Annotated in this window: 17 protein-coding genes, 2 tRNA genes and 4 other RNA genes; 10 read left to right on the forward strand and 13 right to left on the reverse strand. The window is 52.4% G+C overall.

Annotation, left to right across the window (positions count from 1 at the left end; all coding sequences use genetic code 11):
- Nucleotides 1-95 precede the first annotated feature (95 nt).
- The gene (locus QEN32_RS10040) at nucleotides 96-1,520 is read left to right on the forward strand and encodes a YchO/YchP family invasin (RefSeq protein ID WP_265322391.1); all 1,425 of its coding nucleotides are present in this window, start codon (nucleotides 96-98) and stop codon (nucleotides 1,518-1,520) included.
- Here QEN32_RS10040 and narL read toward each other — a convergent pair whose 3' ends face one another.
- Complete coding sequence (gene narL / locus QEN32_RS10045) at nucleotides 1,521-2,171, reverse strand: two-component system response regulator NarL (RefSeq protein ID WP_001064598.1); 651 nt, start codon at nucleotides 2,169-2,171, stop codon at nucleotides 1,521-1,523.
- Nucleotides 2,164-3,960: a nitrate/nitrite two-component system sensor histidine kinase NarX gene (gene narX / locus QEN32_RS10050; protein ID WP_000476244.1), complete on the reverse strand. Its 1,797-nt coding sequence runs from the start codon at nucleotides 3,958-3,960 to the stop codon at nucleotides 2,164-2,166. The genes narL and narX overlap by 8 nt, the downstream gene beginning before the upstream one ends.
- A gap of 340 nt (nucleotides 3,961-4,300) precedes the next feature.
- Between narX and narK the strand changes: the two genes are divergently transcribed.
- The 5 genes from narK (at nucleotide 4,301) to narI (ending at nucleotide 12,745) form a co-directional block, all read left to right on the forward strand.
- Complete coding sequence (gene narK, locus QEN32_RS10055) at nucleotides 4,301-5,698, forward strand: nitrate transporter NarK (RefSeq protein WP_000019848.1); 1,398 nt, start codon at nucleotides 4,301-4,303, stop codon at nucleotides 5,696-5,698.
- A 387-nt stretch (nucleotides 5,699-6,085) separates the two neighbouring features.
- Nucleotides 6,086-9,829 carry a nitrate reductase subunit alpha gene (locus QEN32_RS10060; protein ID WP_015405906.1) on the forward strand — a complete coding sequence of 1,248 codons (3,744 nt, stop codon included), beginning with the start codon at nucleotides 6,086-6,088 and terminating at the stop codon, nucleotides 9,827-9,829.
- Nucleotides 9,826-11,361, forward strand: coding sequence for a nitrate reductase subunit beta (gene narH, locus QEN32_RS10065; RefSeq protein WP_000702629.1), 1,536 nt, complete (start codon nucleotides 9,826-9,828; stop codon nucleotides 11,359-11,361). Before QEN32_RS10060 ends, narH begins: the two co-directional genes overlap by 4 nt.
- Nucleotides 11,358-12,068 (forward strand): nitrate reductase molybdenum cofactor assembly chaperone, encoded by a 711-nt coding sequence (narJ, locus tag QEN32_RS10070; RefSeq protein WP_064044442.1) that lies wholly within the window; start codon nucleotides 11,358-11,360, stop codon nucleotides 12,066-12,068. The genes narH and narJ overlap by 4 nt, the downstream gene beginning before the upstream one ends.
- Entirely contained in the window at nucleotides 12,068-12,745 is a 678-nt protein-coding gene (gene narI, locus QEN32_RS10075; protein WP_000545594.1) for a respiratory nitrate reductase subunit gamma, read from the forward strand. Before narJ ends, narI begins: the two co-directional genes overlap by 1 nt.
- A gap of 166 nt (nucleotides 12,746-12,911) precedes the next feature.
- Here the strand turns inward: narI and QEN32_RS10080 are convergent, their stop codons facing one another.
- From QEN32_RS10080 to QEN32_RS10120, 9 genes are all read right to left on the reverse strand, one after another.
- The gene (locus QEN32_RS10080; protein WP_058110558.1) at nucleotides 12,912-13,466 is read right to left on the reverse strand and encodes an AAA family ATPase; all 555 of its coding nucleotides are present in this window, start codon (nucleotides 13,464-13,466) and stop codon (nucleotides 12,912-12,914) included.
- A gap of 116 nt (nucleotides 13,467-13,582) precedes the next feature.
- Nucleotides 13,583-13,713, reverse strand: a non-coding RNA gene (locus QEN32_RS10085) — RtT sRNA.
- A gap of 43 nt (nucleotides 13,714-13,756) precedes the next feature.
- A non-coding RNA gene (locus QEN32_RS10090) (RtT sRNA) lies at nucleotides 13,757-13,888 on the reverse strand.
- A 43-nt stretch (nucleotides 13,889-13,931) separates the two neighbouring features.
- Nucleotides 13,932-14,062: non-coding RNA, RtT sRNA (locus QEN32_RS10095), on the reverse strand.
- Between the two features lie 44 nt (nucleotides 14,063-14,106).
- A tRNA-Tyr gene (locus tag QEN32_RS10100) sits at nucleotides 14,107-14,191 on the reverse strand.
- A 34-nt stretch (nucleotides 14,192-14,225) separates the two neighbouring features.
- Nucleotides 14,226-14,357: non-coding RNA, RtT sRNA (locus QEN32_RS10105), on the reverse strand.
- 44 nt (nucleotides 14,358-14,401) lie between these two features.
- A tRNA-Tyr gene (locus QEN32_RS10110) sits at nucleotides 14,402-14,486 on the reverse strand.
- A gap of 163 nt (nucleotides 14,487-14,649) precedes the next feature.
- A complete protein-coding gene (purU, locus tag QEN32_RS10115; protein ID WP_001191156.1) occupies nucleotides 14,650-15,492 on the reverse strand; it encodes a formyltetrahydrofolate deformylase in 843 nt (280 codons plus the stop codon).
- A 50-nt stretch (nucleotides 15,493-15,542) separates the two neighbouring features.
- Nucleotides 15,543-16,001, reverse strand: a complete 459-nt coding sequence (locus QEN32_RS10120) for a YchJ family protein (protein WP_001540172.1) — start codon at nucleotides 15,999-16,001, stop codon at nucleotides 15,543-15,545.
- A 110-nt stretch (nucleotides 16,002-16,111) separates the two neighbouring features.
- Between QEN32_RS10120 and rssA the strand changes: the two genes are divergently transcribed.
- The 3 genes from rssA to galU all read left to right on the forward strand — a co-directional run bounded on the left by rssA (nucleotide 16,112) and on the right by galU (nucleotide 19,232).
- Nucleotides 16,112-17,017, forward strand: coding sequence for a patatin-like phospholipase RssA (gene rssA / locus QEN32_RS10125; protein WP_001230575.1), 906 nt, complete (start codon nucleotides 16,112-16,114; stop codon nucleotides 17,015-17,017).
- Between the two features lie 90 nt (nucleotides 17,018-17,107).
- Nucleotides 17,108-18,121, forward strand: coding sequence for a two-component system response regulator RssB (gene rssB, locus QEN32_RS10130; RefSeq protein WP_000193434.1), 1,014 nt, complete (start codon nucleotides 17,108-17,110; stop codon nucleotides 18,119-18,121).
- 202 nt (nucleotides 18,122-18,323) lie between these two features.
- Nucleotides 18,324-19,232 carry a UTP--glucose-1-phosphate uridylyltransferase GalU gene (gene galU / locus QEN32_RS10135; protein WP_000729450.1) on the forward strand — a complete coding sequence of 303 codons (909 nt, stop codon included), beginning with the start codon at nucleotides 18,324-18,326 and terminating at the stop codon, nucleotides 19,230-19,232.
- A 133-nt stretch (nucleotides 19,233-19,365) separates the two neighbouring features.
- On the opposite strand, the gene hns is transcribed toward galU, so the two are convergent.
- The gene (gene hns, locus QEN32_RS10140) at nucleotides 19,366-19,779 is read right to left on the reverse strand and encodes a histone-like nucleoid-structuring protein H-NS (protein ID WP_001287383.1); all 414 of its coding nucleotides are present in this window, start codon (nucleotides 19,777-19,779) and stop codon (nucleotides 19,366-19,368) included.
- Between the two features lie 662 nt (nucleotides 19,780-20,441).
- On the opposite strand from hns, the gene tdk reads away from it, so the two are divergent.
- On the forward strand, nucleotides 20,442-21,059 hold the full coding sequence (tdk, locus tag QEN32_RS10145) for a thymidine kinase (protein ID WP_000068097.1): 618 nt from the start codon (nucleotides 20,442-20,444) through the stop codon (nucleotides 21,057-21,059).
- A gap of 195 nt (nucleotides 21,060-21,254) precedes the next feature.
- On the opposite strand, the gene adhE is transcribed toward tdk, so the two are convergent.
- Entirely contained in the window at nucleotides 21,255-23,933 is a 2,679-nt protein-coding gene (adhE, locus tag QEN32_RS10150) for a bifunctional acetaldehyde-CoA/alcohol dehydrogenase (RefSeq protein WP_000301678.1), read from the reverse strand.
- Between the last annotated feature and the right edge of the window lie 36 nt (nucleotides 23,934-23,969).

Below are 23,969 nucleotides of genomic sequence, written 5' to 3' on the forward strand. Positions count from 1 at the left end.
AAAATCCCGGGACGCTCTGCGGAAAAAATAAGGATATTCCTGGAAGCACGAGAAAAGGCTGCAAAACCTGTCCGGACACGTTATGGTTTACTCTGATGCCATTCCTCTTATCTTTTGTTGTAGAAGTTGCCGACACGTTGAGCCGTATTGTTTTTCGTTCATTCTCACTCTCGCTTCTCTTGCTGGCTACCAGCGGTACGATCCGTGCGCAGGCGCAAGACCCTTTCACGCAAAACCGTCTGCCGGATTTAGGCATGATGCCGGAATCCCACGAAGGGGAAAAGCATTTTGCCGAGATGGCCAAAGCGTTTGGCGAAGCCAGCATGAAAAATAACGATCTGGATACCGGTGAACAGGCGCGGCAATTTGCTTTCGGACAGGTACGCGATGTGGTCAGCGAGCAGGTTAACCAGCAGCTTGAAAGCTGGCTATCAGCCTGGGGCAGCGCCAGCGTGGATATTAACGTCGATAACGAAGGTCATTTTAACGGCAGTCGCGGAAGCTGGTTTATCCCTTTACAGGATAAACAGCGCTATCTGACCTGGAGCCAGTTTGGTCTTACGCAACAGACTGACGGACTGGTAAGCAACATTGGCGTAGGACAGCGCTGGGCGCAGGATGGCTGGCTTCTTGGCTATAATACCTTTTACGATAATCTGCTGGATGAAAATCTGCAGCGCGCCGGCTTTGGCGCGGAGGCGTGGGGAGAATATTTGCGTTTATCCGCCAACTATTATCAGCCTTTTGCCGACTGGCAGACGCATACGGCGACCTTAGAACAGCGAATGGCGCGCGGATATGATATCAACGCGCAAGTGCGGCTGCCGTTTTACCAGCATATCAATACCAGCGTTAGTCTGGAGCAGTACTTTGGCGATAGCGTGGATCTGTTTGACTCCGGAACGGGGTATCACAATCCTATCGCGTTAAAACTGGGTCTCAACTATACGCCAGTACCTTTGCTTACCATGACCGCCCAGCACAAACAGGGCGAGAGCGGGGTCAGTCAGAACAACCTGGGGCTGACGCTTAACTACCGCTTCGGCGTGCCGCTCAAAAAGCAGCTTGCCGCCAGTGAAGTGGCGCAAAGCCAGTCATTACGCGGTAGCCGCTATGATACGCCGCAACGTAACTCGCTGCCGACAATGGAGTATCGGCAGCGTAAAACGTTAACGGTTTTTCTGGCGACGCCGCCCTGGGATCTTACGCCTGGTGAGACGGTTGCGTTAAAATTGCAGGTGCGCAGCGTGCACGGTATTCGTCATTTGAGCTGGCAGGGCGATACACAGGCCTTAAGTTTGACGGCAGGAACGGACACCCGCAGTACCGAGGGCTGGACAATCATTATGCCGGCCTGGGATCACCGCGAAGGCGCGGCAAATCGCTGGCGTTTATCGGTGGTAGTTGAGGATGAAAAAGGTCAGCGTGTCTCTTCCAATGAGATCACGCTCGCGCTGACTGAACCGTTTATCACGATGCCGGACGATAATCCGCATTGGCAACCGTTCCAGGAGCAATAATTAAAAGATGCGTTCCTGATGTACCCAGACGGCGGCCTCCACGCGCGATTTCAGCTTCATTTTCTTGAGCATATGTTTCACGTGCACTTTGACCGTACTTTCGGTGATATCCAGACGTCGGGCAATCATCTTATTTGGCAATCCCTGCGCGATGAGCTTCAGAATATCGCGCTCACGCGGGGTGAGTTGCGTTACATCGCGATCGGTGGTGGCGCGGTTGGCCCGCAGGCTGGCCGCCAGTACCGGCGTTAACGCTTCACTTAATACCATTTCGCCGGCGGCGGCCTGTTGTAACGCTTTGAGCAAGTCCTCCGGCTCCATGTCTTTCAACAGATAACCGTCCGCGCCGCGCTTTAGCGCCGTGACGACATCTTCTTCATGGTTGGATACGCTGAAAACGACAATACGTCCTGACAGCGCTTTTTCGCGTAATTTATCCAGCGTTTCGAGACCATTCATTCCCGGCATATTCAAATCAAGGAGGATCAGATCGGGATCGAGCGATTCCGCCAGGTCAATACCCTGCTCACCGTTGCTGGCTTCTCCGACCACGCTGATATCGGGCGCCATACTCACAAGCTGCTTTACACCCGTGCGTAGCATCGGATGGTCGTCAATTAACAGGATAGTTGCCGGTTCCTGATTATTCATGGGTATCTCCCTGGGTTTCTGTGAAGTTTGTTTCTGGAATAAAAGTAACAGTGACCTCTGTTCCGCCAGTCTCGCGTCGGCGTACCTGGCAATCGCCGCGCAAACTTTGCGCCCGATCGCGCATGATGATCATGCCGTAGTGATTACTGCGTTCGGCGTTTTCCGGGACGCCGCAGCCATTATCCTGCACTTTTAGTTTGACCTGTTTGCCACATTGCGTCACTGTCACCACCACATCGTCGGCATGAGAGTGTTTAAGGGCGTTGCTGAGGGCTTCCCTGGCAATTTGCAACAGGTGTATCGCCTGGTGTGAAGGCACCAGGCGGGGGGGAAGCTGATAATCCAGTTTTACCGTAAAGCCAAACCGGGCGCTGAACTCCTGGCAGCTTGCCTCCAGCGCCGGACGTAGCCCGGGTTCCGTCAACTGTAACCGGAAAGTGGTTAACAGTTCGCGCAGTTGCGCCCAGGAGCAGTTTAGCTCATTGCGAATTTGGCTGAGTAACTCACGGCTGCTTTCCGGTAACACGTCGCCCTGCATTTGCAGGCAGCTCACCTGCATCTTCATACAAGAGAGCGACTGGGCAATAGAATCATGCAGTTCGCGGGCAATGGTGGCACGCTCTTCCATGACAATCAACTGCTGCTGGCGCTCCTGATGCCTGTCGAGCGCCAGAGTCGCGGTAAGCTGTTCAACCAGCGTGTCCACCAACTGTTGCTGATCGTGGCTGAGATGGCGTCCATAGGGCAGCGTCGCCAGCAAAATACCGTATTGGGTGTGAGAGTCGGTGAGCCGCCATTTTAAGGTGGTACCGCCGTTAATCATCGGCAGGGCGCTACGTGGGCAAAGGTGGCAGCCTTTATCATCGCAACTGATGTCCGACTGACAGGTAAATTCCTGGTGATTATCTTCATCTTCCAGGTCATAGACTCGCAGCTCAATATCATGCAACTGGGTTAAATTTTGCAGGCCATTCAGTACCGGTGAAAGACGCTCACATAGCGGAGCCTGTGAATGCAGTCGGCGGTTGGCTTGCCACAAAAACGAGAGAATCTGGTTTTTATGTTCCAGACCGGCTGTTTTTTCCTGTACGCGCTGTTCCAGTACCGCATAACTTTCGGCCAGCTCTTCAGACATATTATTGAGTGCAGAACCCAACGCGGCCATCTCATTGCGTCCACTGATATTGGCACGTTGGGTAAAGTCGCGCTGACTGACGGCGCGCGCCATTGATAATAACTGTTTCCAGGGCTGCAAAAGGCGAACACGTAGCCAGATAATCGTAAATACCAGCAATAGCGCCATAAAGATCGCCATTACCCGGTGAACTAATACCACGCGTTCGATACGCAATTCAGTAGTATGGTCGAACGACGTCACCAGGCGATCCAGGCCCGCCACAAAGCGCGTGACATCTTCTGCGACCGCGTGCGCGTTTTGCGCGTGCTGTAGCCCTGGCGAGAGTTCGTTATGCCAGTAATCCTGCAACGCTTTAAGCTGTTTCTGCTGCCCGTCTCGCTCAGCGGCGCGGGTCAGTTCCGGGCTGAATGCCGTTTGCTCCATCTCATCCAGCAGCTTTTGATCTTTAGCATCCAGCGGGACAGCGGCCAGTAGTCGATAGCTTTGCATACGCAATGAGCCCGCTTTATTAATCGCATGAGCGCTACCCTGCACGCCCTGAACCAGCCAGCCGGAAACCGCCATCCCCGCCACGCCGATAGCGGTAGAGAGCATGACAATCAGCGCCAGTTGGTTAACCAGCGTAAGAGGAGAGAAACACCGTTTAAACATGTTACCTTCTTTTTTCGGGGTAATGTCGCCGAAAAAACGTAGCAAAAAAGAGGGGCGTCAATCGGCTGTGCCGCTATTCTCAACGATACAGCGGAGTATACCCATACCTATAACGAGTTACTCCTTAATTGCCGCCGTAGAGAGGTATCTGCGACGGGAAGGAGTAGACAGACACAGCATGGTGAAAAACCACAGCTTTTTTACCAAAATAGCCTACTCATTAAGGGTAATAACGCTTTTTAGTCGCCGGTGATGACGACTTTTCCTTTGATTTATATCAACTTACCTTCGGCAGTAAACCCTAATGTGGCAGACATCAAATCAAGAATCAGAGGTGTCTATGAGTCACTCATCCGCCCCGGAAAGGGCAACTGGCGCTGTTATCACGGAATGGCGTCCGGAAGATCCGGCGTTCTGGCAGCAGCGCGGCCATCGTGTCGCCAGCCGTAATTTGTGGATTTCTGTCCCGTGTTTACTGCTGGCGTTTTGCGTCTGGATGCTATTCAGCGCAGTGGCGGTGAACCTGCCGAAAGTGGGATTTAATTTTACGACCGATCAGCTCTTTATGTTGACTGCGCTGCCATCTGTTTCCGGCGCGCTGCTACGGGTGCCTTACTCCTTTATGGTGCCGCTATTTGGCGGACGTCGCTGGACAGCGTTCAGTACCGGTATCCTCATCGTGCCTTGCGTATGGTTAGGCTTTGCCGTTCAGGATACCAGTACGCCCTTTAGCACTTTCATTATTATTTCCTTGCTGTGTGGTTTTGCCGGCGCGAACTTTGCCTCCAGTATGGCGAACATCAGCTTTTTCTTTCCTAAACAAAAGCAGGGCGGCGCGCTGGGTCTGAACGGCGGTCTGGGCAATATGGGCGTGAGCGTGATGCAGCTGGTTGCGCCGCTGGTGGTTTCGCTCTCTATCTTTGCCGCCTTTGGCAGCCACGGTGTAGAGCAGCCGGACGGTTCTCAGCTCTATCTGGCGAACGCAGCCTGGATTTGGGTGCCTTTCCTGGCCATTTTTACGCTGGCGGCGTGGTTCGGCATGAACGAACTGGCGACGTCTAAGGCCTCGCTAAAAGAGCAACTGCCGGTGCTCAAACGTGGTCACCTGTGGATCATGAGTCTGCTGTATCTGGCAACCTTCGGATCGTTTATCGGTTTCTCCGCGGGGTTCGCTATGCTGTCTAAAACGCAATTCCCGGATGTGCAGATCCTGCATTATGCGTTTTTCGGTCCGTTTATCGGCGCGCTGGCGCGTTCGGCAGGCGGCGCAATTTCTGACCGTCTGGGGGGGACCCGCGTCACGCTTATCAACTTTGTCCTGATGGCGATTTTCAGCGGTCTGCTGTTCCTGACATTACCTACTGGCGGCGTTGGCGGTAGCTTTATCGCGTTCTACGGGGTATTTCTGGCGCTATTCCTGACGGCGGGGCTGGGGAGTGGTTCTACCTTCCAGATGATCTCCGTTATCTTCCGTAAACTGACGATGGACCGGGTTAAAGCGGAAGGCGGGTCGGACGAAAGAGCCATGCGTGAAGCGGCGACCGATACGGCGGCGGCGCTGGGCTTTATTTCCGCGATTGGCGCGATTGGCGGCTTTTTTATTCCGAAAGCGTTTGGTTCATCTTTAGCATTAACCGGTTCTCCAGTCGGCGCGATGAAGGTCTTTCTTATTTTCTATATCGCCTGCGTCGTTATTACCTGGGCGGTATATGGACGTCATTCTAAAAATAAAAAGTAACTTTTGATTATCCTTTGCGCGGCGTTAGACCGCGCTTTTTTTTACCCGCATTTAGTTACAACATACTTATAGTCAAGAAGAGAGGCGCGACAGGGCTGACCACGCACATCTTTATCGGTCATCCAGGGGGATACCCCTTAATACCCACTTGTTGAAAATTTAACATTCATGTTGTGCGTAAATTTAATTTTATGCATTTAAATCAGTAAGATATACAAATAAACACACTCCTCCTAAAGGAGTATGCAGAAGGTTTGCGCGCCATTTGCATCCCTGTCCGCCTTGATCGTTATCAATTCTCACGCCCATTCAGCGCGTTACCTTCGCCCTTAGTTAAGCAATGTCGATTTATCAGAGAGCCGTAAGGTTCCACACAGGAGAAACCCGATGAGTAAATTCCTGGACCGGTTTCGCTACTTCAAGCAGAAGGGCGAAACCTTTGCCGATGGGCACGGCCAGCTTCTCGAAACAAACCGGGACTGGGAGGACGGATACCGCCAACGTTGGCAGCATGACAAAATTGTGCGCTCAACCCATGGGGTGAACTGCACCGGTTCTTGTAGCTGGAAAATTTATGTCAAAAATGGTCTGGTGACCTGGGAAACACAGCAAACCGATTACCCGCGCACCCGTCCTGATATGCCAAACCATGAACCTCGCGGCTGCCCGCGCGGGGCAAGTTACTCCTGGTATCTCTACAGCGCTAACCGACTGAAATATCCGCTAATGCGCAAACGTCTGATGAAGATGTGGCGCGAGGCGAAAAAACTGCATCGCGATCCGGTAGAGGCATGGGCCTCCATCATTGAAGATGCCGATAAAGCCAAAAGCTTCAAACAGGCGCGTGGTCGTGGCGGCTTTGTTCGCTCCTCATGGCAGGAAGTGAACGAGCTGATCGCCGCTTCCAACGTGTACACCGTGAAAACCTATGGCCCTGACCGCGTCGCGGGCTTCTCACCCATTCCGGCGATGTCGATGGTTTCCTACGCTTCCGGCGCACGTTATCTTTCGCTGATTGGCGGTACCTGCCTGAGCTTCTACGACTGGTACTGCGACCTGCCGCCAGCCTCCCCGCAAACCTGGGGCGAGCAGACCGACGTGCCGGAATCCGCTGACTGGTACAACTCCAGCTATATTATCGCCTGGGGCTCTAACGTGCCGCAAACCCGTACGCCGGACGCCCACTTCTTTACCGAAGTACGTTACAAAGGCACTAAAACCGTCGCGGTGACGCCGGACTATGCCGAAATCGCCAAACTGTGCGATCTGTGGCTGGCGCCGAAGCAGGGGACCGATGCGGCGATGGCGCTGGCGATGGGCCACGTCATGCTGCGCGAATTCCACCTCGACAACCCGCGCCAGTACTTCACCGATTATGTCCGTCGCTATACCGACATGCCAATGCTGGTGATGCTTGAAGAGCGTGATGGTTATTATGCCGCAGGTCGTATGCTGCGCGCTGCCGATCTCGTTGATTCGCTGGGGCAGGAAAATAACCCGGAATGGAAAACCGTCGCCATTAACAGCAACGGTGAAATGGTGGCGCCAAACGGTTCAATTGGTTTCCGCTGGGGCGAAAAAGGCAAATGGAACCTCGAACAGCGCGACGGGACTACCGGTGCAGAAACTGAATTGCAGCTCAGCTTGCTGGGCAGCCAGGATGAGATTGCTGACGTGGGCTTCCCGTATTTCGGCGGCGAAGGTTCAGAGTACTTTAATCATGTGGCGCTGGATAACGTCCTGCTGCATAAACTGCCGGTTAAACGTCTGCAACTGGCCGATGGTTCTACCGCGTTAGTCACCACCGTGTATGACCTGACCATGGCGAACTATGGTCTGGAACGCGGCCTCAACGATGAAAATTGTGCCGCCAGTTATGATGATACCAAAGCATATACGCCAGCATGGGCCGAGCAGATCACCGGCGTGCCGCGGGCGCAGATCATCCGTATCGCACGGGAGTTCGCCGATAACGCGGACAAAACGCACGGGCGTTCAATGATTATCGTTGGCGCCGGTCTGAACCACTGGTATCACCTCGATATGAACTATCGCGGGCTGATCAATATGTTGGTGTTCTGTGGTTGCGTTGGTCAGAGCGGCGGCGGTTGGGCGCACTACGTCGGCCAGGAAAAACTGCGTCCGCAGACCGGCTGGCAGCCGCTGGCGTTTGCCCTTGACTGGCAGCGTCCGGCGCGTCACATGAATAGCACCTCTTACTTCTATAACCACTCCAGCCAGTGGCGCTACGAGACGGTGACCGCCGAGGAGTTACTGTCGCCGATGGCGGACAAATCCCGCTATAGCGGTCATCTGATTGACTTCAATGTGCGCGCCGAGCGTATGGGCTGGTTGCCGTCGGCGCCGCAGTTAGGCACTAACCCGCTGTATATTGCGCGTGAAGCGGAAAAAGCCGGTATGACACCGGTAGATTATACCGTCAAATCCCTGAAAGAGGGTTCGATTCGCTTTGCCGCCGAGCAGCCGGAAAACGGTAAAAACCACCCGCGTAACCTGTTCATCTGGCGTTCTAACCTGCTTGGGTCTTCCGGTAAAGGTCACGAGTATATGCTGAAATATCTGCTGGGTACTGAGCATGGTATTCAGGGGCTGGATCTGGGTAAACAGGGCGGTGTGAAGCCGGAAGAAGTGGAGTGGCGTGACAATGGCCTGGACGGCAAACTGGATCTGGTGGTGACGCTGGACTTCCGCCTGTCGAGCACCTGCCTGTACTCCGATATCGTACTGCCGACCGCCACCTGGTATGAAAAAGACGATATGAATACCTCGGATATGCATCCGTTTATTCATCCGCTGTCTGCCGCCGTAGATCCGGCCTGGGAATCGAAAAGTGACTGGGAAATCTACAAAGGCATTGCGAAGAAATTCTCCGAAGTCTGTGTAGGCCACCTGGGTAAAGAGACTGACGTCGTGACGTTGCCGATCCAGCACGATTCTGCCGCTGAACTGGCGCAGCCGCTGGACGTGAAAGACTGGAAAAAAGGCGAATGCGATCTGATTCCAGGGAAAACCGCGCCGCACATCATGACCGTCGAGCGCGATTACCCGGCGACTTACGAACGCTTTACCTCTATCGGCCCGCTGATGGAGAAAATCGGCAACGGCGGGAAAGGGATTGCCTGGAACACGCAAAGCGAAATGGACTTGCTGCGTAAGCTCAATTACACCAAAGCGGACGGTCCGGCGAAAGGCCAGCCGATGCTCAACACGGCGATTGACGCGGCAGAAATGATCCTGACGTTAGCGCCGGAAACCAACGGTCAGGTGGCGGTGAAAGCCTGGGCGGCGCTGAGCGAGTTTACCGGTCGCGACCATACGCATCTGGCGACCAATAAAGAAGAAGAGAAAATCCGCTTCCGCGATATTCAGGCCCAGCCGCGCAAAATTATCTCCAGCCCGACCTGGTCTGGTCTGGAAGATGAGCACGTTTCTTATAACGCCGGTTATACCAACGTTCACGAGCTGATCCCGTGGCGTACGCTGTCTGGTCGCCAACAGTTGTATCAGGATCACCAGTGGATGCGCGACTTCGGCGAAAGTTTGCTGGTGTATCGTCCACCGATCGACACCCGCTCGGTGAAAGCGGTGATGGGGCGTAAATCCAACGGTAATCCGGAGAAGGCGCTCAACTTCCTGACGCCGCACCAGAAATGGGGTATCCACTCGACCTACAGCGATAACCTGTTGATGCTGACCTTGTCGCGTGGCGGCCCGATTGTATGGATGAGCGAAACCGACGCCAAAGAGCTGGGCATTGAAGATAACGACTGGATCGAAGTCTTTAACAGCAACGGCGCATTGACCGCACGCGCAGTGGTCAGCCAGCGTGTACCGGCGGGCATGACCATGATGTACCACGCGCAGGAACGTATCGTAAACCTGCCGGGGTCGGAAATTACCCAGCAGCGCGGCGGTATTCATAACTCGGTGACGCGCATTACGCCGAAACCGACCCATATGATCGGCGGCTATGCGCAGTTAGCCTACGGCTTTAACTACTACGGTACCGTCGGCTCCAACCGCGATGAGTTTGTGGTGGTACGTAAGATGAAGAACATTAACTGGTTGGATGGCGAAGGCAATGACCAGGTACAGGAGAGCGTAAAATGAAAATTCGTTCACAAGTCGGCATGGTGCTGAATCTCGATAAGTGCATCGGCTGTCATACCTGTTCAGTGACCTGTAAAAACGTCTGGACCAGTCGCGAAGGTATGGAATACGCGTGGTTCAACAACGTAGAAAGTAAGCCTGGCGTTGGTTTTCCGAATGACTGGGAAAATCAGGAAAAATGGAAAGGCGGCTGGATCCGCAAAATCAACGGCAAACTACAGCCGCGCATGGGCAACCGGGCGCTGCTGCTGGGTAAAATCTTCGCTAACCCGCATCTGCCGGGCATCGACGACTACTACGAGCCGTTTGATTACGACTACCAGAACCTGCATACCGCGCCGGAAAGCAAACATCAGCCAATCGCGCGTCCGCGCTCGCTGATTACCGGCCAGCGGATGGACAAAATTACCAGCGGGCCAAACTGGGAAGAGATTCTGGGCGGTGAGTTCGAAAAACGCGCCAAAGACCAGAACTTCGAAAACATGCAGAAGGCGATGTACGGCCAGTTCGAAAACACCTTCATGATGTACCTGCCGCGCCTGTGCGAGCACTGTCTCAACCCGGCGTGCGTGGCGACCTGCCCAAGCGGTGCCATCTACAAGCGTGAAGAAGATGGCATCGTGCTGATCGACCAGGACAAGTGCCGCGGCTGGCGGATGTGCATCACCGGTTGCCCGTACAAGAAAATTTACTTCAACTGGAAGAGCGGCAAGTCCGAGAAGTGCATCTTCTGCTACCCGCGTATCGAAGCTGGTCAGCCGACCGTTTGCTCCGAAACCTGCGTGGGCCGTATCCGTTATCTCGGCGTACTGCTGTATGACGCAGATGCCATTGAAAGCGCCGCCAGTACGGAAAACGAAAAAGATCTGTACCAGCGTCAACTGGACGTGTTCCTCGATCCAAACGATCCGGCTGTCATTGAGCAGGCGCTGAAGGACGGCGTACCGCAGAGCGTGATCGATGCGGCGCAGCAATCGCCAGTGTACAAAATGGCGATGGACTGGAAGCTGGCGCTGCCGCTGCATCCGGAATACCGCACGCTGCCGATGGTCTGGTACGTGCCGCCTTTGTCACCGATTCAGTCTGCAGCCGACGCGGGCGAACTTGGCAGCAACGGTATTCTGCCGGATGTAGACAGTCTGCGTATCCCGGTGCAGTACCTGGCGAACCTGTTGACCGCTGGCGACACTCAGCCGGTACTGTTGGCGCTGAAACGGATGCTGGCGATGCGTCACTACAAACGTGCGGAAACCGTAGACGGTAAAGTGGATACCCGCGCGCTGGAAGAGGTGGGTTTAAGCGAAGCCCAGGCGCAGGAAATGTATCGTTACCTGGCGATTGCTAATTATGAAGATCGCTTTGTGGTGCCGAGCAGCCATCGTGAACTGGCGCGTGACGCATTCCCGGAGAAAAGCGGTTGTGGCTTTACCTTCGGCGATGGTTGCCACGGGTCTGATACCAAATTCAATCTGTTCAACAGCCGCCGCATCGACGCTGTTGATGTGACCAGCAAAACGGAGCCGCACGCATGATTGAACTCGTCATTGTTTCGCGTCTGCTCGAGTACCCGGATGTTGCCCTGTGGCAGCATCAGCAGGAGTTGTTCGATGCGCTCGCGTCATCTGAGAACCTGGATAAAGAGGATGCCCAGACTCTGGGCGTTTTCCTGCGCGATTTAACCGCGCAGGACATGCTGGATGTACAGGCCGCTTATAGCGAACTGTTTGACCGTGGTCGCGCCACATCGCTGCTGCTGTTTGAACATGTACACGGGGAATCCCGCGATCGCGGTCAGGCGATGGTTGACCTGATGGCACAGTATGAGCAGCACGGTTTGCAGCTCGACAGCCGCGAACTTCCCGATCATCTGCCGCTGTATCTGGAATACCTTGCGCAGTTGCCGAAAAGCGAAGCGTTAGGGGGGTTACAGGATATCGCGCCGATTCTGGCGTTGCTCAGCGCACGTTTGCAACAGCGTGACAGCCGTTATGCGGTGCTGTTCGATCTGCTGTTAAAACTGGCGAATACCGTTATCGACAGCGACAAAGTGGCTGAAAAAATTGCGAATGAAGCACGTGATGATACCCCACAGGCGTTGGATGCGGTCTGGGAAGAAGAGCAGGTGAAATTCTTCGCCGATCAAGGGTGTGGCGAGTCGGAAATCTCCGCTCACCAGCGTCGTTTTGCCGGGGCCGTGGCGCCGCAATATCTGAATATCACCACCGGAGGACAGCACTAATGCACTTCCTGAATATGTTCTTCTTTGATATCTACCCGTACATTGCCGGATCGGTATTTCTGATCGGTAGCTGGTTACGTTACGACTACGGCCAGTACACCTGGCGGGCGGCTTCCAGTCAGATGCTGGATCGCAAAGGAATGAACCTGGCGTCAAACCTGTTCCACATTGGGATTCTGGGTATTTTCGCCGGTCACTTCCTGGGCATGTTAACGCCGCACTGGATGTATGAAGCTTTTCTGCCGGTCGACGTGAAACAGAAGATGGCGATGATTGCCGGCGGCGCCTGCGGCGTGCTGACGCTGGTTGGCGGTATTTTACTGCTCAAGCGTCGTCTGTTTAGCCCACGTGTCCGCGCCACCACTACCGGCGCAGATATTTTGATTCTCTCGCTGCTGGTGATTCAGTGCGCGCTGGGCCTGCTGACCATTCCGTTCTCCGCCCAGCATATGGACGGGAGTGAAATGATGAAGCTGGTCGGGTGGGCGCAGTCAGTTGTGACCTTCCACGGTGGCGCATCCGCACATCTGGACGGTGTGGCCTTTATCTTCCGTATGCACCTGGTACTGGGGATGACGCTGTTCCTGTTGTTCCCATTCTCGCGCCTGGTGCATATCTGGAGCGTGCCGGTCGAGTATCTGACCCGCAAATACCAGATTGTACGTGCGCGTCACTGATTGTGCGTTGGCAAGCTTAAGTTACTGTAATACTGAGATGTATTCAGCAATATAGCAGAAAAAATAGCACGGGCATGGAGGCTGACTTCCTGCCCGTTTTTTCGCACTTCTTGCCCATTTTTCCCTGCGTGAGCGGGGATAAGCACACGTTGAACAGCTCGGCGCCTTATTTTCGGCTGGGTAATATGACGTTAATAAGCCCCAGAAGCCGATTTACGCGCTCCTGAATTGATGCAGGCATCAACAAGTGGAGCCGATAACCATAACGTGGATATATTTCTCTCATTGCCTCATATGTCCGTACCGCTTCCTCCCACGATTGTGTTCGTTCGTTATCCTGCTTATATATCGCTTTCCATGGCGGGAGAATAATAACGTCAGTGGCATAGCGAAATTGGTTAATAGCACGATGTAACCGGTTGGGTATTGGTTCGCCCACAAGCGTAAGATAGCCAGCAATATCCGGCAGCGCACGGTCGTAGAAGAGGGGAAGATCGGACTGTTCGGCCTGATACCAGGCATTAATATCCATTGCCTGCATGGCTTCTGCAAATCGCGCCGGAGAACGCCACGGCAGCGCATCGCCGTTTATGTCCATTTGTTGTTTGATAACAGCACGCCCGGATTCGGGCTGACAGTGGAAACCACTTTTTTCCAGAGCCGTAATCAGCGTAGTTTTACCCGCGCCGGGCCCGCCAGTAATGATAATGCGTGAATTCATAGCAATAACCTTTATGCATTTGTAGTGAGGAAATTGGGTGTAGGTGTTGAAAAAGATCTGAAGGCAGAGGCTTTCGGATGTGAAGAACGTGATTTGGAATAGATGTGTTTAGCAGAGGATGAGGGGGGAAGGATTACTCAGCGCTGCGCGCTTCGCCCTTCGGGTCGTTGCCTGCGGCAACGCTTTCTCGCTGCGCTCGAATCGAACCTTAGTCGAAGCTTCTCATCCTTCCCGTACAGAGAGATATAAGGCACTGTGCTTAGCGGGGATAAGATACGCGACGGGAGTGATGGTGGTGGGGGAAGGATGACTCAGCGCTGCGCGCTTCGCCCTTCGGGCCGTTGCCTGCGGCAACGCTTTCTCGCTTTCGCTCGAATCGAACCTTAGTCGAAGCTTCTCATCCTTCCCGTACGGAGAGATATGAGACAGTGTGCTTAACGGGGATAAGATACGCGACGGAAGTGATGGTGGTGGGGGAAGGATGACTCAGCGCTGCGCGCTTCGCCCTTCGGGTCGTTGCCTGCGGCAACGCTTTCTCGCTGCGCTCGAATCGAACCTTAGTCGAAGCTTCTCATCCTTCCCCGTACGGAGAGATATGAGACACTGTGCTTAACGGGGATAAGATACGCGACGGGAGTGATGGTGGTGGGGGAAGGATTCGAACCTTCGAAGTCGATGACGGCAGATTTACAGTCTGCTCCCTTTGGCCGCTCGGGAACCCCACCAGGGGTAATTCAAATTGTAGGTAAAGCTTGAAGATGGTGGTGGGGGAAGGATTATTCGTCGCTTCGCTCCTCACCCTACGGGCCGTTGCCGTTGGCAACGTTCTCTCGCTTTCGCTCGAGTCGAACCTTAATCGAAGGTTCTCACCCTTCCCCGACAAGTGCAAACTTCTGCATTGCTCATCGAGTTAACTACATCGCTGTAGTGAATAATGGTGGTGGGGGAAGGATTCGAACCTTCGAAGTCGATGACGGCAGATTTACAGTCTGCTCCCTTTGGCCGCTCGGGAACCCCACCACTGGGGGAATGCTTGGTTTTACTGGCCTGCTTCCTTCTCAGGAAGCGGGGCGCATCATATCAAATGACGCGCCGCTGTAAAGCATTCGTTTATCGAAAATGAACTGTTTGCCTGCTTTTTATCCGCAACGGGTTAAAGCTAATCAATTCATTTCGCTAACGATTAAAGAATAATCGTGCGATTACCGTAAACGAAAACGCGTTGCGCCAGCACCTGATACAGCGCGCGGCTTAATACGTTTTTCTCAACGTCGCGCCCGGCACGCATCATATCTTCTGCGGTGTAGGTGTGATCGACGTGAATCACGTCCTGCATAATGATTGGGCCTTCATCCAGATTATCATTCACATAGTGCGCGGTAGCGCCGATGATTTTCACGCCGCGCTCATAGGCCTGATGATAAGGGCGCGCGCCGATAAATGCCGGCAGGAATGAGTGGTGGATATTGATAATTTTGTTCGGGAAGCGCGCCACAAAACCTGGCGTCAAAACACGCATATACTTGGCCAGCACCACATAGTCCGGTTGATGGGCATCAATGGCGTCCGCCATCTTCGTGTCATGCTCTTCACGCGTTAATCCCTCATGGCTGACCAGTTCGAAAGGGATCTCAAAACGTTCAACCAGCGAGCGTAACGTTTCATGGTTGCCAATGACCGCGGCGATTTCAACATCCAGCCCGCCATAGTTGGCTTTCATCAGCAGGTCGCCCAGACAATGCGCCTCTTTGGTAACCAGAATCACTACCCGACGGCGTCCGGCGGGATTGAGTTCACGAACAGAGCCTTCCGGTAAGGCGCTGTCCAGATCGGCCAGAAGAGTGGAATCATTGAAGATGCCTTCCAGCTCGGTCCGCATAAAAAAGCGACCGGTGCGATGGTCCACAAATTCATTGTTTTGCACAATATTAAGCTCGTGCTTATAGCAAATGTTGGTAATCCGCGCGATAAGGCCTTTTTGATCGGGACAAATAGTACGCAGAACTTTACGTTGTAGTGATTGCATTGCCGGAAAAATCCTGTTGAGAGTGTTTGCTGTATCGATACTGTCAGGCGTCACTGGCCGCAGCACTTTTTAAATTTTTTGCCTGAACCGCACGGGCAGGGATCATTTCGACCCAACTGCGGGCGGGTACCGTCAATATAATACCACTGACCGTTTTCTTTGATAAAACGAGAACGTTCGATAATCGCCCCGGTTTTCCCTTGTTCGGAAAAACGCGCGATAAAACTAACATACCCTGTATTTTCTGCTTCTGACCAGGTATGTTCAAAAATAGTCAGGCCGAGCCACCTGGTATTGGCAAATCCGGCGATGATATCATCACGAAACGCGGCCGCATTGCAGGTTGGATGCCAGCTCTTAATTAAGTAATCTGCGTCTTTCATCACAAAAGCGCAGTAACGAGAGCGCATGAGATGTGACGGATCGGGTGCTACTCGTTCTCCGGACACAATACGACCACAACATAGGCTATACTCGTCAGCGCTACCACAGGGACAAGGCTGAGACACAATAATCTCCCTGAATATAAAAAACGGCGTTGAACGCCAGGGTGGCATTATGTTAACTGAGCAGTGGCGATGTTGCTACGTCTTGAAGCCAGGGGAAGTCGTTAAGTACGATGAGAAAAATGAAAATAGGGCTGGCGCTGGGATCTGGCGCAGCGAGAGGATGGTCTCATATTGGGGTCATCAAAGCCCTCAAGCAAACAGGCATTGATATTGATATCGTTGCAGGATGCTCAATAGGTTCACTGGTCGGCGCCGCGTATGCCTGTAATAAATTATCGGCGCTTGAACAGTGGGTATGTTCATTCCGCTACTGGGATGTTTTACGCCTGATGGATGTATCCTGGGGCAGAGGAGGGTTGCTTCGCGGCGAACGCGTATTTAATCACTATCGGGATATTATGCCCGTCACGGATTTTGACCACTGTTCAAGACGTTTTGGCGCGGTCGCGACGAATCTTAGCACGGGACGAGAGCTATGGTTTACTGAAGGCGATCTACACCTTGCTGTACGCGCGTCGTGCAGTATGCCAGGGCTGATGTCTCCGGTTGAGCATAACGGTTACTGGCTGGTAGATGGCGCAGTCGTTAATCCGGTACCTGTTTCGTTAACCAGGGCGCTGGGGGCTGATATCGTTATTGCGGTAGACCTGCAACATGATGCCCACCTCATGCAGCAAGATTTGCTCTCTGTAAATGTCGGGAATATCAATGAAGAGAGCGATGATGCGCTGCCCTGGCATAAGCGTTTAAAAGAACGTTTCAGTAGCCTGACTTCACGCCGTGGCGTGAGTTCGCCTGGGGCAATGGAAATCATGACAACCTCCATTCAGGTGTTGGAAAATCGTCTTAAACGTAACCGTATGGCTGGCGATCCGCCTGATATTCTCATTCAACCATTCTGTCCGCAAATCTCTACGCTGGATTTTCATCGCGCCCATGCCGCTATTGCGGCGGGTCAGTTAGCCGTAGAGAAAAAGATGGACGAACTTATACCCTTGGTGCGTACCGACGTTTAATGTACCTTTTACGATCACTTAAGCAAATTCTGACAGGCGCAAGCGGCAATACCATGCCACTATTGATTAAAGCCAGTCAGGGGAGAGAACATGACGCAGCCATTGGTCGGAAAACAGATTCTTATTGTTGAAGACGAGCCTGTATTTCGCTCGCTTCTGGATTCGTGGTTTTCCTCTTTGGGAGCGACAACGGCATTGGCAGGCGACGGGGTGGATGCCCTGGAGTTGATGGGGCGTTTTACCCCTGATCTCATGATATGTGATATCGCTATGCCGAGAATGAACGGTCTCAAACTGGTAGAAAACTTACGTAATCGCGGAGACCAGACGCCTATTCTGGTTATTTCCGCAACAGAAAATATGGCGGATATCGCCAAAGCGTTACGCCTTGGGGTTGAAGATGTCTTGCTGAAGCCGGTAAAAGATCTCAACCGCTTGCGGGAAACCGTATTCGCTTGCTTATACCCTAATATGTTTAACTCGCGGGTTGAAGAAGAAGAACGCCTGTTTCGTGACTGGGATGCAATGGTGAGTAATCCGACCGCCGCAGCGCAATTGTTGCAGGAATTGCAGCCCCCGGTACAGCAGGTGATTTCTCATTGCCGCATTAATTACCGGCAGCTCGTCTCCGCCAATCAGCCAGGACTGGTGCTGGATATTGCGCCGCTATCTGATAACGAACTGGCATTTTATTGCCTGGATGTCACCCGGGCGGGCGATAACGGCGTGTTAGCCGCATTGTTGCTGCGGGCGCTATTTAACGGCTTATTGCAGGATCAGCTCGGCCAACAAAAGCACCGTTTACCGGAGTTAGGCGCGCTATTAAAACAGGTAAATCATCTGCTCAGACAAGCCAATTTACCTGGGCAATTCCCGCTATTTGTCGGCTACTATCACAGTGAGCTCAAAAATTTGATTCTCGTTTCCGCCGGATTGAACGCCACCTTAAATACGGGCGCTCATCAGGTTCAAATTAGCAGCGGCGTGCCGCTAGGAACATTGGGTAACGCCTACCTTAACCAATTAAGCCAGCGTTGCGACTCGTGGCAGTGTCAAATATGGGGCGCAGGAGGGCGTCTGCGATTGATGTTGTCTGCGGAATGACCAAACGGAAGAGTGAGCGGAAATTGCTTTACCGGCCTTTCCCGACGAGTGTTACTATCTGCGGCAGATTTATAAGTATTTGTCTTAATTATACCAATATAAGTCCTTTTTGGACCTGAGGCTTGTTCTGGTACTGATATACTGGAACACGATACAGATTAATGAACACGTTCAATACATGAACAGTCCAGGAGAATTTTAAATGGCTGCCCTTAATTCGAAAGTCAAAAAAGCCGTTATCCCGGTCGCGGGATTGGGAACCAGGATGCTGCCAGCGACCAAAGCTATCCCGAAAGAGATGCTGCCGCTGGTTGATAAGCCATTAATTCAGTACGTCGTGAACGAATGTATCGCTGCTGGCATTACTGAAATCGTGCTTGTTACGCACTCGTCTAAAAACTCTATTGAAAACCACTTTGATACCAGTTTTGAGCTGGAAGCGATGCTGGAAAAACGCGTTAAGCGTCAGCTTCTGGAGGAGGTTCAGTCTATTTGCCCTCCGCATGTCACTATTATGCAGGTACGTCAAGGGCTGGCAAAAGGCCTGGGCCATGCCGTATTGTGCGCGCATCCCGTTGTCGGAAACGAACCTGTCGCTGTTATTCTGCCAGACGTTATTCTTGACGAATATGAGTCCGACCTGTCTCAGGATAACCTGGCTGAAATGATCCGCCGCTTCGACGAAACCGGCAATAGCCAGATTATGGTTGAGCCAGTAGAAGATGTGACTGCATACGGCGTGGTCGATTGCAAAGGCGTTGAGCTGGCGCCGGGCGAAAGTGTGCCGATGGTTGGCGTGGTTGAAAAACCAAAAGCGGATGTCGCGCCGTCTAACCTTGCGATTGTCGGGCGTTATGTGTTGAGCGCGGATATCTGGGCATTGCTGGCGAAAACCCCTCCGGGCGCCGGGGATGAAATTCAGTTGACCGATGCTATCGATATGCTGATCGAAAAAGAAACGGTTGAAGCCTACCACATGAAGGGTAAAAGCCATGACTGTGGTAATAAGTTAGGATATATGCAGGCATTCGTTGAATATGGCATCCGTCATAATTCGCTGGGTGCTGAATTTAAAGCCTGGCTTGAAGAAGAAATGGGTATTAAGAAGTAACGATACGTTATAAATTTTTTAACAGAAGCGCTGGTAAATCCGGCGCTTTTTTTATGCCTGGGGTCGTCAGCGGAGAACTCAGGCATAAAAAAAATCCCGCCAGCGGCGGGATTTTAAGCATCCAGGAAGTAAATTATTCCTTGATCAGGAAATCTTCCAGTTGCTTACCTTGTTCTTCCATTGCTTTTTTGATTACAGCCGGTGTACGACCCTGGCCAGTCCAGGTTTTAGTTTCACCGTTTTCGTCAACGTAGCTATATTTAGCCGGACGAGCTGCGCGTTTAGCTTTGGTGCCGGATTTAGCGGCAGCCATGCTATTCAGCAGTTCATTCGGGTCAATGCCGTCGGCAATTAACATTTCACGATACTGTTGCAGTTTACGAGTGCGTTCTTCCACTTCAGCAGCAGCAGCGCTTTCTTCTTCACGACGCTCATTAACGACAACTTCTAATTTTTCCAGCATTTCTTCAAGCGTTTCCAGAGTACATTCTCTTGCCTGCGCACGAAGAGTACGGATGTTGTTCAGAATTTTAAGTGCTTCGCTCATTGTAGTAATCTCAAACTTATATTGGGGTGGTTTGTTGAGCTAATAATAGAGCGATAAATTCAGTTGTGCAATAGCCAGGAATGTAAGGAATTCAAAATTACGCTTTATTAAGCACACGTTTTAATTATCTCAACTTAAATTTTCCTTGAGGCGCCGCACAAAAAAGAGCTTATTGGCAGGGGGGATACTCACCGTCTGTCGCTAAAAATTTAGGAGTCAGGTCACATTTTATCATGATGAAATACGATCTCATTGCAGAGATATCAATCTCTTGTATTAGCTTTCCTTACAAGAAAACCCTATTACTTTGCACCGGGTATGAGTAACGGTAACAATAAGTACAAGGTTTTCATATTGGCGGGTGATGATAAGCATTGTTGATGAATTTTAACGGCATAATTTGTGAAGGAATGTGTATATACCCTTCATACTTCAAGTTGCTTATGTGTTGGCTACGCTCGCTCACCCCAGCCACAGAGTTATCTATGCTCCTGGGGACTCACTCCCTTGCCCCCTTTAAGCAACGCGAATTATTTTGGGTATAGTGAGCGATGTTTGTACAATTCTTAATACTCACCGGAGCGCGAGCCGCGCCGTCGCGTCGGTAAATTATGGTACAATCCCGCCAATCTTTATTTCACTCAGGTGAGGTCCTGCGACCAATGGCACAGCTATATTTCTACTATTCGGCAATGAATGCGGGTAAGTCGACTGCACTGCTGCAATCTTCATACAATTATCAGGAACGCGGGATGCGTACCGTCGTATATACGGCGGAAATCGACGATCGTTTCGGCGCAGGCAAAGTCAGCTCTCGTATCGGTTTGTCGTCGCCGGCAAAATTGTTTAACCAAAATACATCCTTGTTTGAAGAGATTCGTGCCGAGAGCGCGCGGCAGACAATACATTGCGTGTTAGTCGACGAAAGCCAGTTTTTGACTCGCCAGCAGGTTTATCAATTATCCGAGGTTGTCGACAAATTAGATATTCCAGTACTTTGCTATGGGCTACGAACAGACTTTCGTGGGGAGCTCTTTGTCGGCAGTCAATACTTGCTGGCATGGTCAGATAAGCTGGTGGAATTAAAAACTATCTGTTTCTGCGGTCGTAAAGCCAGTATGGTGCTGCGCCTTGATCAGGACGGCAGGCCTTATAACGAAGGCGAACAGGTGGTTATTGGCGGGAATGAACGCTACGTTTCAGTTTGCCGTAAGCATTATAAGGACGCGCTGGAGGAGGGCTCACTGACGGCGATTCAGGAGCGTCATCGGCACATATGATACCGAGGTAACGATCGGCTTATAAAACGCCCTGTAGCGCTTTGGAGGTCATTATTCAGGCCTCCTGACGAAGGGCGTGCCGTGAGCGCGTAGGCCAGATGATCAGCATAGCGCCTTCAGGCATCAGATAAACAGGTAAAACAAAAAAACGGCCTCAATTGAGGCCGTTATTGTCATGCTAAAGCAGATAACGAATTAAGCGGATTTTTTCGCTTTTTTCTCTGCTTTCGGTGCGGCAACGACGTCTTTCTTCGCTGCAACTTCACCTTCGGTGAAATCACGACCGTAGTAGGTATCCAGCAGAATCTGTTTCAGTTCGGAGATCAGCGGATAACGCGGGTTAGCGCCGGTGCACTGGTCATCGAAGGCATCTTCAGACAGTTTGTCAACGTGTGCCAGGAAGTCAGCTTCCTGTACGCCTGCTTCACGGATAGACTTAGGAATACCCAGCTCAGCTTTAATGCTTTCCAGCCATGCCAGCAGTTTTTCAATCTTAGCGGCGGTACGGTCGCCCGGCGCGCTCAGGCCCAGGTGGTCAGCAATTTCAGCGTAACGACGGCGTGCCTGCGGACGATCGTACTGGCTGAAAGCGGTCTGCTTGGTCGGGTTGTCATTCGCGTTGTAGCGGATAACGTTACAAATCAGCAGGGCGTTCGCCAGACCGTGCGGAATGTGGAACTGAGAGCCCAGTTTGTGCGCCATGGAGTGACATACACCGAGGAAGGCGTTGGCAAACGCGATACCGGCGATAGTCGCTGCACTGTGAACACGTTCACGCGCAACCGGGTTTTTAGACCCTTCGTGGTAAGACGCCGGCAGGTTTTCTTTCAGCAGTTTCAGAGCCTGCAGAGCCTGACCGTCAGAGAACTCAGAAGCCAGTACGGAAACATAAGCTTCCAGTGCGTGAGTTACCGCATCCAGACCACCGAACGCACACAGGGACTTCGGCATATCCATCACCAGGTTGGCGTCGACAATCGCCATATCCGGGGTCAGGGCGTAGTCAGCCAGCGGATATTTCTGACCGGTTGCATCGTCGGTCACAACCGCAAACGGTGTGACTTCAGAACCGGTACCGGAAGTGGTGGTGACGGCGATCATTTTCGCTTTCACGCCCATTTTCGGGAACTTGTAGATACGTTTACGGATGTCCATAAAGCGCAGCGCCAGCTCTTCGAAGTGAGTTTCCGGGTGTTCGTACATGACCCACATGATTTTCGCGGCGTCCATCGGGGAACCACCGCCCAGCGCGATAATCACGTCCGGTTTGAAGGAGTTAGCCAGCTCAGCGCCTTTGCGAACAACGGAAAGCGTCGGGTCGGCTTCAACTTCGAAGAAGACTTCGGTTTCAACGCCAGCCGCTTTCAGCACAGAGGTGATCTGGTCTGCGTAGCCGTTGTTGAACAGGAAGCGGTCAGTCACGATGAGCGCACGTTTGTGGCCATCAGTAATCACTTCATCCAGCGCGATGGGCAGAGAGCCGCGGCGGAAGTAGATAGATTTCGGAAGTTTGTGCCACAACATGTTTTCAGCTCGCTTAGCAACGGTTTTCTTGTTGATCAGGTGTTTCGGACCAACGTTTTCAGAGATGGAGTTACCACCCCAGGAACCACAACCCAACGTCAGGGAAGGTGCGAGTTTGAAGTTGTACAGGTCACCGATACCACCCTGAGAGGCCGGGGTGTTGATCAGGATACGCGCGGTTTTCATCATCTGACCGAAGTAAGCAACGCGTTCTGGCTGGTTATCCTGGTCAGTGTACAGGCAGGAGGTGTGACCGATACCGCCCATAGCGACCAGTTTTTCTGCTTTTTCTACCGCTTCTTCGAAATCTTTCGCACGGTACATCGCCAGAGTCGGAGACAGTTTTTCGTGTGCGAACGGTTCGCTTTCATCAACGACCGTAACTTCACCGATCAGAATCTTGGTGGTTTCTGGTACGGAGAAGCCTGCCAGTTCAGCAATTTTGTAGGCTGGCTGACCGACGATAGCGGCGTTCAGGGCGCCATTTTTCAGGATAACGTTTTGAACTGCTTTCAGCTCCTGGCCCTGCAGCATGTAGCCGCCGTGGCTGGCGAAACGTTCGCGAACGGCATCATAGACGGAATCAACAACGACAACAGACTGTTCAGAAGCACAGATTACGCCGTTATCAAAGGTTTTAGACATCAGAACAGACGCCACAGCGCGTTTGATATCAGCGGTTTCATCAATGACAACCGGGGTGTTACCTGCGCCTACGCCGATTGCCGGTTTACCGGAGCTGTATGCAGCTTTAACCATGCCTGGACCGCCAGTGGCGAGGATCAGGTTAATATCCGGGTGGTGCATCAGCGCATTAGACAGTTCTACGGAAGGTTGATCGATCCAGCCAATCAGATCTTTCGGCGCGCCGGCAGCGATAGCCGCTTGCAGAACGATGTCTGCCGCTTTGTTGGTTGCCTCTTTAGCGCGCGGATGCGGAGAAAAGATGATGGCGTTACGGGTCTTCAGGCTAATCAGCGATTTGAAGATCGCGGTAGAGGTCGGGTTAGTGGTTGGAACGATACCGCAAATAATGCCGATAGGTTCAGCAATGGTGATGGTCCCGAAGGTGTCGTCTTCAGACAGCACGCCGCAGGTTTTTTCATCTTTATAGGCATTGTAAATATATTCAGAAGCGAAGTGGTTTTTAATCACTTTGTCTTCCACAATACCCATACCGGATTCGGCGACGGCCATTTTGGCCAGCGGAATGCGGGCATCAGCGGCTGCCAGAGCGGCGGCGCGGAAGATTTTGTCGACCTGTTCTTGAGTGAAACTGGCATATTCACGCTGGGCTTTTTTTACACGCTCTACGAGTGCGTTAAGTTCAGCGACATTAGTAACAGCCATAATGCTCTCCTGATAATGTTAAACTTTTTTAGTAAA

This window comes from Salmonella sp. SA14318 (genome assembly GCF_029866905.1).
Lineage (GTDB): Bacteria > Pseudomonadota > Gammaproteobacteria > Enterobacterales > Enterobacteriaceae > Salmonella > Salmonella enterica.

Bases quoted from the DNA above. Each gene is read 5' to 3' on its own strand.
- narH (WP_000702629.1), top strand. From the start codon at position 9,826: ATGAAAATTCGTTCACAAGTCGGCATGGTGCTGAATCTCGATAAGTGC.
- narX (WP_000476244.1), bottom strand. From the start codon at position 3,960: ATGTTTAAACGGTGTTTCTCTCCTCTTACGCTGGTTAACCAACTGGCG.
- QEN32_RS10080 (WP_058110558.1), bottom strand. From the start codon at position 13,466: ATGAATTCACGCATTATCATTACTGGCGGGCCCGGCGCGGGTAAAACT.
- narL (WP_001064598.1), bottom strand. From the start codon at position 2,171: ATGAATAATCAGGAACCGGCAACTATCCTGTTAATTGACGACCATCCG.
- narI (WP_000545594.1), top strand. From the start codon at position 12,068: ATGCACTTCCTGAATATGTTCTTCTTTGATATCTACCCGTACATTGCC.
- purU (WP_001191156.1), bottom strand. From the start codon at position 15,492: ATGCAATCACTACAACGTAAAGTTCTGCGTACTATTTGTCCCGATCAA.
- narK (WP_000019848.1), top strand. From the start codon at position 4,301: ATGAGTCACTCATCCGCCCCGGAAAGGGCAACTGGCGCTGTTATCACG.
- rssB (WP_000193434.1), top strand. From the start codon at position 17,108: ATGACGCAGCCATTGGTCGGAAAACAGATTCTTATTGTTGAAGACGAG.
- narJ (WP_064044442.1), top strand. From the start codon at position 11,358: ATGATTGAACTCGTCATTGTTTCGCGTCTGCTCGAGTACCCGGATGTT.
- rssA (WP_001230575.1), top strand. From the start codon at position 16,112: ATGAGAAAAATGAAAATAGGGCTGGCGCTGGGATCTGGCGCAGCGAGA.
- QEN32_RS10040 (WP_265322391.1), top strand. From the start codon at position 96: ATGCCATTCCTCTTATCTTTTGTTGTAGAAGTTGCCGACACGTTGAGC.
- tdk (WP_000068097.1), top strand. From the start codon at position 20,442: ATGGCACAGCTATATTTCTACTATTCGGCAATGAATGCGGGTAAGTCG.
- adhE (WP_000301678.1), bottom strand. From the start codon at position 23,933: ATGGCTGTTACTAATGTCGCTGAACTTAACGCACTCGTAGAGCGTGTA.
- galU (WP_000729450.1), top strand. From the start codon at position 18,324: ATGGCTGCCCTTAATTCGAAAGTCAAAAAAGCCGTTATCCCGGTCGCG.
- hns (WP_001287383.1), bottom strand. From the start codon at position 19,779: ATGAGCGAAGCACTTAAAATTCTGAACAACATCCGTACTCTTCGTGCG.
- QEN32_RS10060 (WP_015405906.1), top strand. From the start codon at position 6,086: ATGAGTAAATTCCTGGACCGGTTTCGCTACTTCAAGCAGAAGGGCGAA.